Consider the following 13195-nt stretch of genomic DNA (forward strand, 5'->3'; position numbering starts at 1 on the left):
AGCCTCTCAGCCGATCACCGCAGCCGGGTTACAACGCCAACGTTCTCGATCGAGGCACTAGATGCGCCGGCAAGGTGTGTGCTCGCCACGTCGCCCCGGTCGAGCGTGAGCAGTCCCGCGACGCACCGCACAGGCCTTTGCACGATCCGGCGCGGCGTCGGCGGCCTGCCCGGCCAAGCCCCGCGCGTGGCGGCGGCTTTTCGCAGCTGAACGCCTGGCTGCGACGCTAGGATGCGCCCCATGCTGCTGCTCGGCATCATCCTCTTCGGAATGCTCGTCGGCGCTGCCGCGCAGCTCATCGTCGGCCGGTCCGGCAGAAGAGGGGTCGACTGGGGCCTGGCGCTCGTCGCCGGACTCGTCGGATCGTTCGTCGGCGGCCTCGTCGTCAGCCTGGTCTCGGGCGACGGCCTCGCGTTGCGGCCGAGCGGGATCATCGGCTCGCTGGCCGGGGCGGTCCTCGTCACGCTCGGCTGGCAGTGGTGGCGCGGGCGCAAGCACGCCGCACGACGGTAGGCGGTGTCGGAGCAGCTCGGTCACGATGACCCGTCGAGCGGTCCGCGCAGTCAGCTCCACGAGTTGGTCCGCCCGAGGAAGTCCACGATCGCGGCGACCTTGGCCGCCGTGATGACGTGCTCGGTGTCCGGGAGCACGCAGAGCTGCCCCCGGGGCAGATGTCGGTAGGCGCGGACGCAGTCCTCCACCGGCGAGAGCTCGTCACGGTCGCCGACGAGGACGAGACTCGGCACGTCGATCTCGGCGAAGTCGTCGACACCGTAGCCGGGCCAGTGTCGGGCGGCCTCGAAGAAGTGCTGCAACATGATCTTCCAGTAGCCGGGTCCGCCGGCGGAGTCGTGGTCGGCCTTGATCAGCGACAGGAACCCACGCATGGCAGGGTCGGCGCCGAAGGCTGCTTCGACCGCGTCGGGGTCGGCCTCGGTGGCGTCGAGGCCTCCGCCGAAGACCTCTCGGAGCATCGGGAAGGACTTCGACCCCGGGTCGAAGATGTCGCACCCGGCGTCGTTGACCACCGCTCCGGCGAGGCCGGGATGCCGGATCGCCATGATCGTGGCGATCATGCCGCCCATGCTGAACCCGGCGACGGCGGGACGGTCCAGCCCGAGCGCGCCGATGAGCGCGGCCACGTCGTCGGCGAGAAGACTCATCGACACCCGCTCGTCTCCGGTGTGGCGGGTGCGGCCGCAGCCGCGCTGGTCGGGTGCGATCACGTGGAACCGCTCGATCAGCGCGGCCAGGTGGATGCCGTAGGAGAGGGGGGGTCTCGTCCCAGAGCGGGTTGGTGCTGACCAGGCCGCCATGGAGCAGGACGAGGTCGCTCGAGTCGGGCGAGCCGGCTTCCAGATAGTGGATGTCGATCCCGTTGGCAGGGACGGTAGCGGTGCGTGACGCCGCGCTGGTGGTGGTCATGGCCGGCTCCTTCGGGCGGGGAGCAGCCACGCTAGGTCCCGCTCGACGGCCGCCGGATCGGGTGAACGCCCTAACTCCGCTCGGCCGGTTCGAAGTCGGACATCAGGCCGTGACGCATGGCGAACAGCCCTGCCGTGGCCCGGTTGTTGGCGCCGGTCTTGGCGTAGATGTGCTCGACGTGGGCGCCGACGGTCTGGGGCGAGAGCACCAGCCGCCCGGCGATGTCGCGGTTGCTGAGTCCGCGAGCGAGCAGGCGCAGGACCTCGACCTCGCGGGTGGTCAGTCCGGCCGGCCAGGCGCGCCGTCGTCGGACGCGGTGTCCGGCCGCGCTGAGCACCGCCTCGACGGCGTCGGCGTCGAGCGCGCCGCGGCGCACGTCGTCTCGCAGCCCGGTGGCGGCGGCGTCGGGGTCGGTCGCGGGTCGGTGCGGGCGCTCCTCGGTCGCGGTCGCGTAGCGGTCGGCCACGGCCAGGATCCGGCCCGTGACCGGGATCGCGCCCCCGGACAGGCCCCGCGGGTAACCGGTGCCGTCCAGGCGCTCGTGGTGGAGCACGGCGATGGCGCCCAGCTCCGCCAGACGCGGGGAGAAGGCGAGCATCCGCTCGGTGAGGTAGGGGTGGGTCCGGATCCGCTCCTGCTCAGCGAGGGTCAGCGGCGATCGCTTGTCCCAGATGCCGTTGGAGACACCGAGGCGCCCCAGGTCGTGCACCAGTGCGGCGCGGCGCACCCGGGTGGCCTCGTCGGGAACGAGACCCAGGCCGGCGGCGGCGTCGCCGGCGAGTTGGGCGACCGTGCGGGCGTGGCCGATGAAGTACGGCGACTTGAGGTCGGCGAAGTCGCCGATCGCGGCCAGCGCGTCGTCGAGCTCGGCCTCGCCGAGGGTCCGGGCCAGGCCGGGCTCGCGGTCGAGGATCTGCGCCCAGTGACTCTCCTGATCCAGGCCGGCGAGCACGTCGCGGCAGTGGGCGCACAGCAGGTCCACGAGGTCGGGGTCGAACTGGCCGCCGGCGCGTTCGCGCGCCATCCGCACCGCGGCGTCGGCGCCGCCCAGCCGCTCGAACGCGGCGACGACGTCGGCCAGATACACCAGCCGGGAGGCGAGCCGGATCTGCTCGCCACGAAGCCCGGCCGCGCCGCGGCCGTCCCAGCGCTCGTAGCTCTCGACGAGGCTGCGGCGTACGTCGTCGCCGAGACCGAGCTGCTCGGCCAGCAGGTCGGTGGCCTTCCAGTGACTCTCCAGGATCGAGGAGAACCACCGCAGCCCGACCACCGGGAAGGTGACCGTGGTCCGCACCCGGTCCGGGACGGACCCGCCGCTGCCGAGCCGCCGCACCAGCAGACGCGCCAGGTCCGCCGCGCCGTCACCGGAGAACATGGCCTCGCGCTTCATCGCGATGTCGTCGCCGAACCACTTGGCCTGTTCGTAGGCGTCGGTGTGGCAGCCGACCCAGGCCAGCAGCCCCGAGTAGTAGACGACGACCCGTTCCGGTTCGGGCAGGTCCAGCAGATCGGCGAGCCGCAGCGCGATGATCGTCTGCCGGATGACGTGCTCCATCGGCTGGCCCAGCCCGAGATCGGTGCCCAGCGAGATGGTCGCCACGAGTTCGGCGAGGCGAACCCGGCCCGGCGCCGCAGTCACGGCCCGAGTCTAGGGGCCGGTCGCGGCACCCGGGCGCAGAGAGCGCGCACCCCGAAGGAGTGGGGCGGGTGGGGCTCGAACCCACGACCTGACGGATTATGAGTACTTCGGCTGCCGTTCGAGGTCGCGCCGCCTACCAGGCTGGTTAGCGCCGAGCGCGTCCAGTTTCCGCAGCTCAGGGCATGATTCTGCCGTCACGGACGCATACCGCGAGTAACGCCGTTGACGCCCGTTTGCCCCCACCGGAGGGGTACGTCCGGGGTACGTAGCTACGTCGGCCACCTCCAACTTCACTGCATCAAAGGTGCGTAAAGCGGCCGGTCTTGTCCGGGCTAACGACGCTACCGAATTTACCGTTAGCGTTCTTTTCGCTGAACCGTTCTGATCACGGAGGAGCGAATGGAAAAGAAGCTCAGCATTCGACAGGCATCGGAATACACGGGATTCCCCACTCGCGCTATCGCTCGCGCCGCCAAGGCGGACCCGCCCAGGCTGGCCGCGTTCAAGACCAGCGAGTTCGGTCCGTGGTTCTTCACCAAGTCCGACCTGGACGCGTGGATGGACTCGATGCACAACCTGCAGACCGCCGTCGCGGCGGGGAACTGAGGAAGCGACATGACGATCACTGGACAGGCGCCCCGGCGTCTACTCGGCTTCACGCTGGACGGGCAGCCGTTCTACTCGATTCGCGGCGCGGAGCAGGGCACGTCGACCACCGGGGACATCGTCACCCAGACCATCGACGGTCAGCCCATCAACAACATCTGGGCTGAGTTTCAGCAGACGCTCGACATCGTCAACAATCGCCGCTCCGCCGTGGCGAACTTGCTGGGATTCACGACAACTCGCTCTGCGGACGCGGTGGCGCAGACGGTCGGCGAGAATGAGTTCGAGCGGGCGTCGGAGTTCGGCGAGCCGACCGGCCTGCGCGCCACGGAGGCTCACCTGGTTCTGGGCTACCCGTTCCACGACTACGACAAGGCCACGCGTTTCACGTGGCGGTTCCTGCGTGACGCTACGCAGGAGCAGATCGAGTCGGTCCACCAGCGAATGCTGCACGCCGACAACAAGCTCACCACGACCGCAATTCTGAAGCGGCTGTTGGACCCCACTGCCGGCTTCAACGCTGACGGTCGCACGGTGTACGGCCTCTGGAACAACGACGGCACCGTCCCGCCGAAGCACCTGTTCTCATCGTTCGCCGGAACCCACAACCACTACATGGTCAGTGGCGCAACGACAGTCGACGGTAAGGACATCGACGACCTGTACAGCAACGTCGCTGAGCACGGTTACCTCGATGTGCCGGGCTCGCGCGCTCTGCTGTTCGTCAACCCTGCCCAGATGGACGCCGTCGCGAGGATCCGGGTGACAGACGAGGAGAACCCTGCCTATGACTTCATCCCGTCGGCGGGGGCAGCCCCATATCTGACCAGCGAGCAGATCGTCGGTGATGTTGCTCCGGCTGACTACAACGGTCTCAAGATCGCGGGCAGCTACGGTCCGACATGGATCACCGAGACCGGATTCATGCCGCCGGGCTACCTCCTGCTCGTTGCGACCGGAGGCGCGGGTTCAACTCGCAATCCAGTCGGCATCCGCGAGCACATCAAGCCCGAGGCGCAGGGGCTTCGTCTCCTGTCGGGCGCCAACCTCCAGTACCCGCTGGTCGATTCCTTCTACACGCGGGGCTTCGGCGTTGGCGTCCGTCATCGGGGCGCAGCTGCCGTCATGCAGATCAAGGCGTCCGGTAGCTACGACATCCCGACGCTGTAGCTCGTGCCCACCCGACCCGTCACCTCGGCGGGTCGGGTGGTGATGCCTGACCAGGAGATCTCATGAATCCGATTGCCGATCAGATCGACTCCGCGTTCCGGACGACCGACGGCTACTCGACGCTGGCCGCAGCCTTCCTGCCAGAGCTCCGTGCACGTGTCGAGTCGCTCCTCCATGCACCCCGGCAGTTCCCCGACGCTGCCGCCTACGCCGACCTCCTCGACAGCTCAGAGCTTGAGGTGCGAGCCGCAACAGAAGGCCTGGCGCCTTACCTCGTCGCTGCGCGTCACCCAGAGACCAACTGGCCGATCCCCGGCGACAAGACCGTCGAGGAGCACGCACAGTGGCTGTTCGGCTCGTGCGACCGATGCGACTGGTGCGAGGACGACTCGACCGACGCCGGGCACGTGCTGCTGGTGGGCGCTGGATTCGCCGTCGTGCTGTTCGCGTTCTGCGCAAGGTGCCACGCTGAACTCGATGCAAAGGTCGAAGGCGACCTCGCTTGGCTGTAGTCGGGTGAGCCACGGCCGGAGTGGAGGTTCCGGCCGTGGCGGGTACCCACAGCTGACCGCTTCTCCCGAAGGAACGATCATGAACAAGGCTACTGTCCGCCGGGGCGAAACGCGCGACCCATTGAAAGCTGGCGACCGCGTCCGAGTGCATTGGAAAATCGCGGACCGCGCCCCGCTAACCGGAGTCATCCGGACGACAGCGCGAGCCGGGTTCTACATCGACCCGGACGGCCTGCCCTATGGCGATGATGACGAGATTGTCGTTGAGGAAGCCGACATCGCCGTTCTGTGGGCGACCGCTCGCCGGGTCGCCCGGCTACGGCGGCACGTTGCAGCCGCCTGACTGGGTCGTCGCGGCGCTGGCAAGGCCGGGCGGTGCCCGCGTCGGGACACTCAGCGCCCCATCGGCTACGGCCCACCTAGCCACGATCCGTCACCGACGACCCCGCCGCTAGCGCGGCCAGCGCCCGTCGCGTACGGTTGTCGGCGTACTACCCGCTGCCCAGAAGGTACAAGCCCGCGTTTAGCAGGGAATACCGGCAGGCGCAAGCGGCTGTTGGATACGGGGACGCAAGCAAGCGCAACTATAGGTAGCGCCGGACCCGCTCAGCCGAGCAGCACCCATCACCAATTTGGGTGCCAGCTCGGCTTTCGCCATTCTGGGCACCCTCCGCCTACGGAGGACCACAGTGCATTCGCACCGCAGTCGACAGCTTACGATTGAGCAGGCCAGCGACTACACCGGCTACAACCCGCGCATCATTCGCGAAGCGTTCAAGCGCGGCGACCTCACCGCAGAACGGCCCGGCGGATTCGAGCGAGCGCGGCTCTACTTCGACCCGGCGGAGCTCGACCGGTGGCTGGATTCTATCAAGGCTGGCGTCCGGTGAGTGACATAGACGCCGCGATGACCCAGGTCGAGAGCTTTGTGGCGGGCACGGCTGAGCTCATGGCGTCTGACCCTGCGGCGCCTTCGCTGCCTGCGCGGTTGAAGTCTGTCGACTTCATCTATACCGAGCTCCAAGCTCTGACCGTTCAGCTCGGCAACAAGCACCACTGACCTCTTTCGCGAGGCGCGCACCCTCGGCCTGCGTGTTCGAGGGTGCGCCTCGCTCCCCAGCGAAAGGATGGACGTGACAGCGTCCAGCACGAACGATAGCGCGAAACCCGCCAGTTCGCCCTACCGAGAGCCGATTGTTCGGCGTTACCTAGCGAAGGGGTGGGGCCGAGTTTTCCCCATCGGCTATCGCAACAACACGGACCCGGAACTCCTGACGAAACGCCCACCAGCTGAGGGCGTAACCGGACATTCGGCGCGGGTCCCGACGAAGGCCGATCACAAGAAGTGGTGCCGTGAGTACCCGATGGCGAACATCGGCCTGCACATGGGCCACGACAAGATCGGCATCGACGTTGACCAGTACGGACCGAAGCACGGGCTCGACGCGATCCGTGCGCTGGAGGAGCAGGCTGGCGTCAAGTTCCCGCCGACGCTGCGGCTGACTAGCCGAGGGGGCAAATTCGAGGACTCCGGCGGGAAGCTCATCTACCGCCTCAAGCCCGAACATCAGCACCTGGCCTGGCCGGGAACCGTCGGTCTGGACACTGAGATCTTGCAGTTCCATCACCGCTATGCGATGACGTACCCATCGCGCAACCCTATGAGCGGGTTCAGCCGGGTCCGCTGGTACCGGAACAACGACGAGCTGGTACGGGCTCCGGAGATTCCGCACGCTGACGAGTGCGCCTTTCTTTCGGACGAGCTCGTTGCGGCGATCACCGGCCTCAAGCCGCAGGAGATAGTCCTCTCAGCCGAGATGACCTCCGACGACATTGAGGTCTTCCTGAACAACCGACCTGAGCCCGAAGGCGAGCCGTGTTCGATCATGCGGCGTGCCCTCGACAAAGCTGTCGACGATTTGGCCGGCGGCCATGAGGCGATGCGGGATGGCCTCTTTCACCTCGTGGCTCTTGCCAGCGAAAGCCACCGAGGCATTCGGACGGTCCTGGACGAGTACCGCCGGGCGTGGTTCGTGGAGGTGACGCGCGAGGTCGAAGGAGGCGGATTCGCCCACGCGACCTCGATGGACAGCGACCCGATGCGCGCCTACGGCCGCGCGCTCAACGGCGGGGTCAAGCGGGTCGTGGGCGAACACGGTGAGACCTCGAATGTTCCCTGCTCGTGTGGTGCTCCTTCGAGTCGCCCGAGGTTCGTCGTCTTCTCCGCTCGCGACCTGGCAGAGCCGGTCCCGCCGATGGAGTGGTTGGTCGAGGACGTTTGGCCGCTGAACTCGTTCGGGCCAATGGGTGGCGAGAAGAAGACTCTCAAGACTTACAACCTGCTGTCGCTCAGCGTTGCGGTAGCGAGCGGCGAGCCGTTCTTTGGGCGGTTCAAAGTTTCCGCACCGGGGCCAGTCCTATACCTCGTCGGTGAGGGTGGCCGAATTCCGTTCCAACGTCGGTTACAGCGGGTCGCGGAAGCGTATGAGGTTGATCTGGCCGGTCTTCCCTTCGGCGCGACGTTCGACACCGCCGCACTCGATTCCGACGAGCTTCGAGACGTCCTGGCGCGGCAGCTCGACCATCTGCAACCGGCGCTCGTCGTCATCGATCCGCTGTACGCCTTCCACCCTGCAGGCGTGGAGGCCACCAACCTCTACGAGCGTGGACGGATGCTCGCTGCGGTCTCCGGTGCAGTCGCCGACCAGTCCGCCCTGATCATTGCCGACCACTTCAACAAGACCGGTAGCCGTCAGCTCGATCTTGACTCGATCGCACAAGCAGGGATGGCGCAGTGGGCTGACAGCTGGATTCTTCAGCGCCACCACAAGCCCCCGGAGCTGGCCACTGGCACGTATCGCCTGGCAGTGGAGTTCGGATCTCGCCAGTGGGGCGGTGCCCGGTACTCCGTGGACTGGTTCGTCCCGAACCCCGGCGAGGACCTGGCGACGGCAGCACCGATTACCTGGCAAGTCGAGCCCTTGGCGGAAGGTGACGACCCCGCCGGTGTCGGGGCGCGCGGCGAGACCCCGATCTCGAGGGCCAAGCAGCGGGTCCTAGATGTGCTCGCGGATCAACCCTTCGAGCTGACGAAGAACGAGGTCGTCAAGTTGGCGGGCGGCAACGCCGGAACAGTCCGCGACGCCATCGCGCACCTGATCGAGTGGAGGGAGGTCGAGGTCAAGAAGGTCGCGCGCCCGGACGCGAGCGGACGGTCGGTCAGTCGTGATCGGCTCGGTCCGGCCGAGAAACCTGGCGTGATCCGCCCCCGCCGAGGGGGCGCGCCGTGAGGCAACCCGGTCCGGGCCCGAGACGGCGTTGCCCAAGTCGGTCCGGGGTCGTGGACGGAGTACGGACCGAGTTGCCCGAAACGGCGCTGTCTCCGCAGGTAGACGCCCAATTCGGAGTCGGTCCGGACGTCGGACGGACTTGGGACGGGGTAGGGCCTCGGGGCGGACGGACCTCGGACCCCGTCCGAGTCCGTCCAAGCCCTATAGGGGACGGAGTTGAACGGACCGGGTTGGAAGTACAGGAGCGATTCGAGTGGAGAAGAATGTGAGCAACGAGGTCGACCTTTCAACGGCAGGAGCTATCAAGCCGCGTAACCAATGCGTTGCGCACAAGAAGAACGGGGAGCAGTGCCAGAAGGCGCCAATCCGCGGAGCGAAGGTGTGCCGGTTCCACGGTGGCGCGGCGAAGCACGTCAAGGCCGCCGCCAAGGCTCGCCTGGAGAACGCGGCGGACCTTATGGCGAAGCAGTTGTTGCGGATCGCGGTTGATGAGGAGGCGCCTGCTGCGGTGAAGCTCGCCGCGATCAAGGACGCGCTCGACCGGGCGGGGTTGTCGCCGAACCAAGCACTCCAGATCACTCACGAGCTGAAGCCGTACGAGCAGATTCTGGAGCGGGTTGCTCGTGGGCCCCGTCCCGGTTCCGCCCCGGTTGAGGAACCGGAGGTCATCGAGGCGGAGCTCGTCGAGGACTCGACTGCGGCGGCGTGCCGGGCCTGCGGCGTGGACTTCTCGGAGTGGGAAGCGCCGCCCGGCGGATACCCCAGGCTGTGTCGAGAGTGCCGACGACGTAGCGCTCCTGCCGCGACCGACGCAGGCGCGCTCACGCAGGAACGCCCCCAGCGCTCCGACGGCCCAGTGAGGCAGCCGCGCGACCCCTCCGAGGCGCCGACCGGCGGGGAGTTTGGGTTGACGAGCGCGGAGGCTGCCGCCGCCCTGGCCTCAGAAGGAATCGCACGTCCGCGCCGAAAGCGCGCTCGCCAGTGAGCCGCGTCGAGTTTCGAAGTGGATTTTGCTGGCGTAGCTTTCGCCGCTCCGAAACGTCCTAAACGTCCGGCTCGGACGTTTACGGCCCGACCTTGAGGAGCGGCCCGATGACCACACCGACGAGGAAGCCCGCTACGGCTGGGAGAACCACGACCCCTCGCCCGGCGAAGCCGAAGGCGTTCCGCAGCGCTACGCGCACAGCGAGGACCCAAAGCGAGGCGTCCGAGCCGCTCCGGGTGATCGGGTACGTCCGGGTGAGCACCGAGGGGCAGGCCTCCGAGCGGTCCCACGGGCTGACGGCGCAGTGGCGCGCGCTGGAGGCGTGGTGCCGGGCGCTCGGGCACGTCCTCGTCACGGTCATCCCCGAGGTCGCCTCCACTCGCCATCCCGAGCGCATGTACGGGCGGCTTGCGGTGGAGGCGGCCCTCCGGGCGGGGCTCGCTGACGCGATGGTCGTGCGGGACATCGACAGGGCGTCTCGCTCGACCTTGGACGGCGCTCAGCTACTCGGCCGGGCGCACGACAAGGGCTGGCGGGTCGTCGGCACTGACGGTGTCGACTCCGCTGACCCCGAGCAGGAGTTCCTCGTCAACGTCCGCTTGGCGATGGCCCAGGAGGAGCGCCGCAAGATCGCCCGGCGGACTCGCGAGGGCCTGGAATCCGCACGCGCACAAGGGAAGCGGCTTGGCCGGCCGCGCTCTATCTCGCCCACGTTGGCGCGGCGCATTGTCCGCTACCGGATGAAGGACGGGCTGTCCGCCCAGGCGATCGCTGCGCTGCTCACCGACAAGAAGGTCCCGGCACCCGGCGGGGGCGACCGCTGGCACCGCTCGACCGTCCGCCGGGTGCTCGCTCGCGAAGGCGTCGAGTAGTCCGCCCCCTCAATCTAGGAGCCCACCGTGGAGATCAAGCGCATCGAGCACAAGGCTCGTCGCGACGGCAAGCCCATCGTCACCTACAAGATCCGCTACAAGGAGACCGAGCGCGACCCCGCCACTGGCCGGCCCACCGGGCGCACCCGGAGTCGCTCGGAGACCTACCCGACGTACGAGACCGCCAAGGAGCGTCGCCGGGAGATCGAGAACCAGCGCGCCGCCACAGGCAACGTCGTCGGGCGGGAGGCGCGGCTGGAGCCCTTCGGCACGTTTGCGGGAATGTGGTTGGACGCCCACAAGGGGTTGGTGAAAGCGCGGACCCACGCCGAGTATCGGCGACTGTACGAGTGCTATGTGGCGCCCGAGTTCGCCGCGCGAGCCATCGGCAGCGTCACCCCGGCCGATGCACGCCGGTTCCGGGCTGAGTTAGTTGAGCGCGGTCTCGCTCGCGGAACGATCAAGCACGCCTGGGACACGTTCCGCCGGATCCTGGACTTGGCCGTGCTCGACGGCGCGATCCCCGCGAACCCGGCCGCGTCGGTTCCGCTGCCCCGGCGGGGCGCTGTTGGCGATGACGAGCCGTTCGTTCCGCACCCGCTGACCGCAGAGCAGGTTGCGGCCGTCGCCGGGCACGTCGCCCAGGCCTACCCGCTGTACGGGTTGGTGGTGCTGTTCTTGGCGTACTCGGGGTTGCGCGCGGCGGAGTTCGCCGGGCTCGAGGTGGGCGACGTGGACCTTGATCGCGGGACGGTCCGGGTGCAGCGCACCAAGCGCAAGATGCGCGGCGGCTGGGAGGTCGGTACGCCCAAGTCGCGCAACTCCCGACGTGTTGTACCGCTTGACGATTGGCTGGTTGAGGACCTGCGGGCGCACCTCACGGACCACCCACGGCGGGACGACCCGTCGGCACCGCTGTTCCCGGCGCGGTACGGCCGCAACGCGGCGGGTGTGTCGCGCTCGGCGGCGGCTTACAACTGGTCGTCGCCGCTCGACCCCGGCACCTTCTACGCCAACTACTTCAAGCCCGCGTTGACTACGGTTGGTCTGCCGGCGAGCGAACCGGGGGTCAGTGGGGTCCGCCTGCACGACCTGCGCCACACGTTTGCGGTGCTGTCGTTGTCGGCCGGCGAGCACTACATGCAGGTGTCGAAGTACCTCGGCCACGAGTCGTACGTGACCACGCTCAACGTCTACGGCGACTACATCGCAGAGGCTGAAGGTGGCAAGGCCACACCGCTCGCCCGACCCACGACGGTCCAGCCCTCTCCAGAGGAGCCCTCCACCCCGGCCACCAACGTCATCGACTTGGCGTCGCGTCGCCGTAGTACTGGCTAGTTCGGACGCTCTACACACAGAACCCCGCCAACCCGGCTTACGGCCGAGGGCGGGGTTCTGTCGTTAGCGTGCGATCTACGCCTCGGCGTCGCCGGTGCGCAGGCTACCCAGCCACCAGCCGGATACCTCGGCCAGCTTCCCGCGCCAGTAGGCGCCATCTGCGGTTGGAACGAGCTGGTTCCCGACCAGCACCTTCGCGTCGCGGAGGTGGATGTAGTGGGTCTTGTACTGGTCGGCGACCGCCCTCAGATAGGCGGGATCAACATCTTCAACGCCTGCGATGGCCTTCTCGACCTTCGAGTGGAGATCGTTCCAGCTGCGGATCTGCTCGGCGAACGGCTTGACCTGGGGCTGCGCCTCGAACCAGTCGGCGTTGCGGGTCAAGATGCCGCTGATCTGAGTGCCACCGACGGTCAGCGTGATGTGGACGTCCTGTGCGTCATCCTCCCCGCTGTTTGCGATTCCAACCAAGGTCGCCAGGATCGGGTCGATATCGGTGTCGTTCACTGCGGTGCCTTTCTCGGACCATTCGGGGGAGCACGACTCGCACGCCTGTTCGAGTCGGCTCCTCCAGACTGCACCCGAGGTCCGACAAGATGGGGAGGATCACCCTCCTGGCGGTCACTCGATGCGGCGAATCGACTTCGCTGAGCGACGAACGGCTATCGAAGCGGCAGCAGGGCGCCTTTGGCGTCGAGGAGCGCCTTGCGGAACTCCGCCTTAGCGCTGGGCTTGGTGTTGAATACTCGCTGGCTCGGGTGCCAGGTCGGGATGGCGAGCAACTCGTGGGCGTAGCGACGGCTGTAGCGAGCCCAGCCGTCCTGCGCCTTCCGGCCCATGAGGACGACGATCTCCAGGCGGGGGAGGCGTTCGATCACCTGGTGCAGGAGCGGCAGGGCTCGCTCGATTTCCGCCACGCCAGGGCTCGCGATCTTGTTCGCCGACCCGATGTACCAGGGAACGACGTTCCAGTGGACCACCTGCCGATAGGTGAGCCCGGCCGCCTCGCGACCCTCCCAGCACTGCTTTGCGGTGAAGTCGTTGTTGTCCCCCGAGATGATGCCGCTTCCGACCTTGTTCAGTGCGGCGGCCTTGGACACAGACTTCTGGCCCGGCGCCTCCAACAGAAAGAGAATCCTCGCGTCGACCCCGCCGCCGGCGGGGTCGAACCACGGGATTTCGTAGCCCTGACCGAGACCGGCACGGGCGGACTCCACCCAGTCGTTCAGCGGTGCGACGCGCGGTTCGATGCGCACTTTGGACAGGCGATCTTCAAGCAGGAACGGATCGGCGAGGGCGCCCGGGGACGATGTGGCCACGCCGCATGCTACTCATAGTCTGTAGACCCATAGTCGTCA

Annotated in this window: 15 protein-coding genes; 11 read left to right on the top strand and 4 right to left on the bottom strand. The window is 67.7% G+C overall.

What is annotated here, in order from left to right:
• Positions 1 to 240: 240 nt before the first annotated feature.
• Positions 241 to 513: a GlsB/YeaQ/YmgE family stress response membrane protein gene (locus tag PSD17_RS03275; RefSeq protein WP_013676400.1), complete on the top strand. Its 273-nt coding sequence runs from the start codon at positions 241 to 243 to the stop codon at positions 511 to 513.
• 50 nt (positions 514 to 563) lie between these two features.
• On the opposite strand, the gene PSD17_RS03280 is transcribed toward PSD17_RS03275, so the two are convergent.
• On the bottom strand, positions 564 to 1316 hold the full coding sequence (locus PSD17_RS03280; RefSeq protein WP_339121440.1) for an alpha/beta hydrolase: 753 nt from the start codon (positions 1314 to 1316) through the stop codon (positions 564 to 566).
• A 179-nt stretch (positions 1317 to 1495) separates the two neighbouring features.
• On the bottom strand, positions 1496 to 3064 hold the full coding sequence (locus tag PSD17_RS03285; protein WP_339121442.1) for an HD domain-containing phosphohydrolase: 1569 nt from the start codon (positions 3062 to 3064) through the stop codon (positions 1496 to 1498).
• 399 nt (positions 3065 to 3463) lie between these two features.
• On the opposite strand from PSD17_RS03285, the gene PSD17_RS03290 reads away from it, so the two are divergent.
• From PSD17_RS03290 to PSD17_RS03335, 10 genes are all read left to right on the top strand, one after another.
• Positions 3464 to 3670 carry a hypothetical protein gene (locus tag PSD17_RS03290; protein WP_339121443.1) on the top strand — a complete coding sequence of 69 codons (207 nt, stop codon included), beginning with the start codon at positions 3464 to 3466 and terminating at the stop codon, positions 3668 to 3670.
• A 9-nt stretch (positions 3671 to 3679) separates the two neighbouring features.
• Positions 3680 to 4840: a hypothetical protein gene (locus tag PSD17_RS03295; protein WP_339121445.1), complete on the top strand. Its 1161-nt coding sequence runs from the start codon at positions 3680 to 3682 to the stop codon at positions 4838 to 4840.
• Between the two features lie 62 nt (positions 4841 to 4902).
• Positions 4903 to 5352 carry a hypothetical protein gene (locus PSD17_RS03300; RefSeq protein ID WP_339121446.1) on the top strand — a complete coding sequence of 150 codons (450 nt, stop codon included), beginning with the start codon at positions 4903 to 4905 and terminating at the stop codon, positions 5350 to 5352.
• A gap of 79 nt (positions 5353 to 5431) precedes the next feature.
• Positions 5432 to 5695 carry a hypothetical protein gene (locus PSD17_RS03305; protein WP_339121447.1) on the top strand — a complete coding sequence of 88 codons (264 nt, stop codon included), beginning with the start codon at positions 5432 to 5434 and terminating at the stop codon, positions 5693 to 5695.
• A gap of 346 nt (positions 5696 to 6041) precedes the next feature.
• Positions 6042 to 6242 carry a helix-turn-helix domain-containing protein gene (locus PSD17_RS03310; RefSeq protein WP_339121449.1) on the top strand — a complete coding sequence of 67 codons (201 nt, stop codon included), beginning with the start codon at positions 6042 to 6044 and terminating at the stop codon, positions 6240 to 6242.
• A 17-nt stretch (positions 6243 to 6259) separates the two neighbouring features.
• Positions 6260 to 6412, top strand: coding sequence for a hypothetical protein (locus PSD17_RS03315; RefSeq protein WP_339121450.1), 153 nt, complete (start codon positions 6260 to 6262; stop codon positions 6410 to 6412).
• A 67-nt stretch (positions 6413 to 6479) separates the two neighbouring features.
• Positions 6480 to 8642: an AAA family ATPase gene (locus tag PSD17_RS03320; RefSeq protein WP_339121452.1), complete on the top strand. Its 2163-nt coding sequence runs from the start codon at positions 6480 to 6482 to the stop codon at positions 8640 to 8642.
• A gap of 265 nt (positions 8643 to 8907) precedes the next feature.
• Positions 8908 to 9627, top strand: a complete 720-nt coding sequence (locus PSD17_RS03325; RefSeq protein ID WP_339121454.1) for an HGGxSTG domain-containing protein — start codon at positions 8908 to 8910, stop codon at positions 9625 to 9627.
• Positions 9628 to 9734: 107 nt separating this feature from the next.
• Complete coding sequence (locus tag PSD17_RS03330) at positions 9735 to 10499, top strand: recombinase family protein (RefSeq protein ID WP_339121455.1); 765 nt, start codon at positions 9735 to 9737, stop codon at positions 10497 to 10499.
• A gap of 27 nt (positions 10500 to 10526) precedes the next feature.
• Positions 10527 to 11837 (top strand): tyrosine-type recombinase/integrase, encoded by a 1311-nt coding sequence (locus PSD17_RS03335; RefSeq protein ID WP_339121457.1) that lies wholly within the window; start codon positions 10527 to 10529, stop codon positions 11835 to 11837.
• A 75-nt stretch (positions 11838 to 11912) separates the two neighbouring features.
• On the opposite strand, the gene PSD17_RS03340 is transcribed toward PSD17_RS03335, so the two are convergent.
• Complete coding sequence (locus PSD17_RS03340) at positions 11913 to 12344, bottom strand: hypothetical protein (protein ID WP_339121459.1); 432 nt, start codon at positions 12342 to 12344, stop codon at positions 11913 to 11915.
• Positions 12345 to 12499: 155 nt separating this feature from the next.
• Entirely contained in the window at positions 12500 to 13156 is a 657-nt protein-coding gene (locus tag PSD17_RS03345) for a uracil-DNA glycosylase (RefSeq protein ID WP_339121460.1), read from the bottom strand.
• Positions 13157 to 13195: the final 39 nt, after the last annotated feature.

Origin of the sequence: Pseudonocardia sp. D17, assembly GCF_036984265.1 — a bacterium.
Lineage (GTDB): Bacteria > Actinomycetota > Actinomycetes > Mycobacteriales > Pseudonocardiaceae > Pseudonocardia > Pseudonocardia benzenivorans.

Excerpts from the sequence above, each read along its gene's own strand:
- PSD17_RS03320 (WP_339121452.1), top strand. The coding sequence starts at position 6,480 with ATGGACGTGACAGCGTCCAGCACGAACGATAGCGCGAAACCCGCCAGT.
- PSD17_RS03315 (WP_339121450.1), top strand. The coding sequence starts at position 6,260 with ATGACCCAGGTCGAGAGCTTTGTGGCGGGCACGGCTGAGCTCATGGCG.
- PSD17_RS03300 (WP_339121446.1), top strand. The coding sequence starts at position 4,903 with ATGAATCCGATTGCCGATCAGATCGACTCCGCGTTCCGGACGACCGAC.
- PSD17_RS03295 (WP_339121445.1), top strand. The coding sequence starts at position 3,680 with ATGACGATCACTGGACAGGCGCCCCGGCGTCTACTCGGCTTCACGCTG.
- PSD17_RS03330 (WP_339121455.1), top strand. The coding sequence starts at position 9,735 with ATGACCACACCGACGAGGAAGCCCGCTACGGCTGGGAGAACCACGACC.
- PSD17_RS03305 (WP_339121447.1), top strand. The coding sequence starts at position 5,432 with ATGAACAAGGCTACTGTCCGCCGGGGCGAAACGCGCGACCCATTGAAA.
- PSD17_RS03275 (WP_013676400.1), top strand. The coding sequence starts at position 241 with ATGCTGCTGCTCGGCATCATCCTCTTCGGAATGCTCGTCGGCGCTGCC.
- PSD17_RS03290 (WP_339121443.1), top strand. The coding sequence starts at position 3,464 with ATGGAAAAGAAGCTCAGCATTCGACAGGCATCGGAATACACGGGATTC.
- PSD17_RS03280 (WP_339121440.1), bottom strand. The coding sequence starts at position 1,316 with ATGGCGGCCTGGTCAGCACCAACCCGCTCTGGGACGAGACCCCCCCTC.